Consider the following 3,360-nt stretch of genomic DNA (forward strand, 5'->3'; position numbering starts at 1 on the left):
GGCCGCGAAGAGGATGGCGCTGACTCGACTCGTCCGTTTCCAGGTCATCACGCACTCCCTCAGGCCGTCCGGGATTCTGTAGCCACCTAGCTTGCCCGCTTCCGGCCGGGACGTGAAGACCTTTCAGGCATCGAGCCGCCTGCGGCCCGGGACTGCGCCACGGCCCGCCCCCCGAGCCGGCCAAGGCAGGGTGATCGCGTCGCCGGAGGGACGCTATTCCGGTACCAGGACGACTCGGCAGATAGCCCACAGATTTCGCTCGACGTCGCGGGCCGACAGGTGGCGCATCTGCATCCACCGGTCGAAGAGTTCGGTACAGATCAGGCCGAACAGGAAGTCGGCCGCGTCCTCGACCGTCCAGCCCTCGGCGAGCCGGCCATCGCGGTGTAACCATTCGACGACCCTGCGGCAGCCGGAGATCTGCGCCTCGTTGACCCTGTCGCGGTGCCGCTGAGCGTCGGCGTCACCGAGGCGTACCCGCTCGATGGCGCGATCCACAGCCATGAGCCTGGGGTGATAGTCGGCCAAATGCGCGACCCATGCCCGCAGCGCCGCCACTGAGTCGGGCGCTTCCCAGACCCGGCTCATGGACTCGGCCAGTCCTTCTTGCTGCGACAGATAGGTGAACAGCGCGTTGACCAGGTCGGCGCGTGACGTGAAATGCAGATAGACCGCACGCCGGGTGACGCCGGCGCGATCGGCGACCGCCGCCATGCTGAGCGCTTCGAACCCGTCGCTCTCCAGGATCTCTCTGGTCGCGGCGAGAAGCGCATCTCGGGTGCGCTGACTGCGCGCGTTCTGCGGTGCATCTATGGACTTCATCGTGCTCCTCAGTATGGCGGACGCGATGTCGGATCTGAACGGGACCATTGACGGAACTTCTCTTCGTGTGTAGTTTACCAACTACACAGCATGTGTAGTTAACGACTTCAGGAGGTGTCACCATGACGGACGCCGGCACAACGCAACGCAACCGCTGGTGGATAGTGATCGCTGCCGGCCTGGCCGTGTTCATGGCACAGCTCGACGTGACCGTGGTCCATGTGGCGCTACCCACCATCGAGCGGGAGTTCGGCATCAGCACTGCCCTCACCCAATGGGTGGTGCTCGGCTATGTGCTGCCCATGGTGGCGCTCAGCCTGCCGGCCGGACGCTGGCTGGACCAGATGGGCAGGCGTGAGGCTTTCATCGGGTCACTCACCGGCTTCGCCCTCGCCAGCGTAGCGGCAGGTCTGGCGCCCAACATCTGGTCGCTGATCATCGCGCGACTGCTTCAGGGCGCCTTCGGAGCGGCCCTGTTCGCGTTGCTCCCCGTACTGGCGACGACGGCCGTGCGGCCAGCGGCCCGAGGACGGGCGATGTCGATCGTCATGACCCTGGGACCCTTGGGCGCGGTGAGCGGACCCGCCGTCGGCGGCCTGCTGATCGACGCGATGGGATGGGCTTGGATCTTCTACCTCAACGTGCCGGTCAGCCTGCTCGTCATCGCGATCGCCGCCACCCAGTTGCCGGCCGGCGCCGCACCCCGGCTGCCCGGCCGGGAGTGGCTGACCGAGGCCGCGGTCCTCACCGGAGCGGCGATCACGCTGCTACTGGCCCTCTCTCTGACGGCCGACCACGGTCCCTCGTGGTTGGTGCTGGCATTCGGGGCGTTGCCCTTCCTGCTGGTGTGGCGGCGACTGCCCAGCAGCGCACAGGTCCGTCAGCTCATCCGGGCGCCTGGCATGCTCAGGCCGCACCTGGCGCTGCTCGCCGAGATGGCCGCCGTCATGGCGGTGCAGTTCCTGGCGCCTTTCTACCTGCACCAGGTCGGCGACCTCTCGCCCACCAGGATCGGGCTCACCGTCCTGGCCTTCCCGGCCGGAGTCATGCTCTTCGGGATACTCGGCGGCGCCCTGGCCGACCGATGGGGCGCGCGTCCCGTCGCGTTGGCAGGGACGCTGGGCGTGACCGTCGGAATCGTGCTGCTGGTGCCTCTCGGCGGTAACTGGGGGCCTATGGACCTGGCATGGCGACTGGCCGTCGTCGGCGCCGGAGCCGGACTGTTCGCCGGACAGAACCAGAACATGGCCATGTCTCGCGCACCGGGGCACCTGCTCGCCACCACCGGGGCGACCACCAGCCTGGCGCGCCAGCTCGGCATCGCGCTGGGCCCCGCGCTGACGACGGTGATCTGGAGCATCGCCGACGACGACACCGGCGGGATGCGTCTGGCCCTCGCGATGGCGGTGGTCCTGGCTGCGCTCAGCGTACTGACGCTCGTACGTCGCCGCACCGGACTTCCGCCGACGACGGCTCCGCGCCCGGCAGGCCCCGCGGCGTCACGGGCCCCCTCTTTGGTCGGCGCCGGCCGGCGAAACTAGCCGGACTCGCCTCCTTCCCTTCATGATCATCGAGGATAGGTGGGGTTATCACCCCGCACATACTCGATGATCATGAAGGGCTGCAGGGCTAGACTCCAGTGCCGTGATGAGCGATGGGGGCGTCCGGCGGATCACCCAGGCAGGCGCACACCTTCCGCTGACGCTGTGGGGCGGCCTGCTCGTCGTCGGCATTCTCGCGGCCGGCGTTGCAGCGGGTGATCTCACACCCGGCGCCACCACCACAGAAGTCTCCGAGCTCGACCTGGGCACCCGGATCGATACCGGGCCCTATGACATCACGATCGAACGCGCGCGGGTGCTCGACGAGCTCCCCGGCGTATCCGAGGGCGATGACGCGACCCACGTCATCGCCCTCGTCGTCACCGCCTCCGCGAACGGCACAAGGACGCTCGGCGGCGGGATCCTCGCCGACAGCGTGGCGTTACGCGGCGTCGATGGTCTCGTCCCCCGTACGGAAACATCGTCCGCTGCCACCGAGGACGACGAAAACGGCGACGGCAGAGCCGGCGACGACGACGGCGGTAGCGACGACGGCAGTGACGACCGCGGCGACGATGCCAACGCCGGACCGAGCGCGCCGGTGGCCCCTAGCGGAGTTTTCGTCATCGCCGACGGTTCGCGACTTGACGCGTTGCAGCCCGGAATCGACTACGAGGTGGCGATGGTGTGGGAGCAGTCCGCGCAGCTGCCGCCGCCGACTGAGCTCGAAGTGGTCATGACGGGCCGGACCTTACGGGAGAGCTCGCTCGACCGCTCCATGGAGTGGCTCGATCGAGCGACCGTGGCCGTCGGGACGGTGCCGGTCATCCCGCCGGATCCCGCCGAGAGCGGCGCAGCCGGATGAGACACCGCCGTCGTCCGGCTCGCCGCCCAGCGGTGAAGGCGCTCGGCGTCGTCACCCTCCTGGTGGCGACGTTTGGCGACCGGTCGGGTGTTGGAGCGGCTCCTCCCCGACGAAGATGACGTGGCCCGCCCG

At 68.6% G+C, this 3,360-nt stretch carries 3 protein-coding genes; 2 read left to right on the forward strand and 1 reads right to left on the reverse strand.

Annotation, left to right across the window (positions count from 1 at the left end):
- Positions 1 to 213 precede the first annotated feature (213 nt).
- The gene (locus tag ELR45_RS31690; RefSeq protein ID WP_165368273.1) at positions 214 to 822 is read right to left on the reverse strand and encodes a TetR/AcrR family transcriptional regulator; all 609 of its coding nucleotides are present in this window, start codon (positions 820 to 822) and stop codon (positions 214 to 216) included.
- Between the two features lie 122 nt (positions 823 to 944).
- Here ELR45_RS31690 and ELR45_RS31695 point away from each other — a divergent pair, with 122 nt between their 5' ends.
- Entirely contained in the window at positions 945 to 2,363 is a 1,419-nt protein-coding gene (locus tag ELR45_RS31695) for an MFS transporter (protein ID WP_129669845.1), read from the forward strand.
- A 106-nt stretch (positions 2,364 to 2,469) separates the two neighbouring features.
- Positions 2,470 to 3,228 carry a hypothetical protein gene (locus tag ELR45_RS31700; RefSeq protein ID WP_129669846.1) on the forward strand — a complete coding sequence of 253 codons (759 nt, stop codon included), beginning with the start codon at positions 2,470 to 2,472 and terminating at the stop codon, positions 3,226 to 3,228.
- Positions 3,229 to 3,360 lie beyond the last annotated feature (132 nt).

It is taken from the genome of Phytoactinopolyspora endophytica, assembly GCF_004138495.1.
Lineage (GTDB): Bacteria > Actinomycetota > Actinomycetes > Jiangellales > Jiangellaceae > Phytoactinopolyspora > Phytoactinopolyspora endophytica.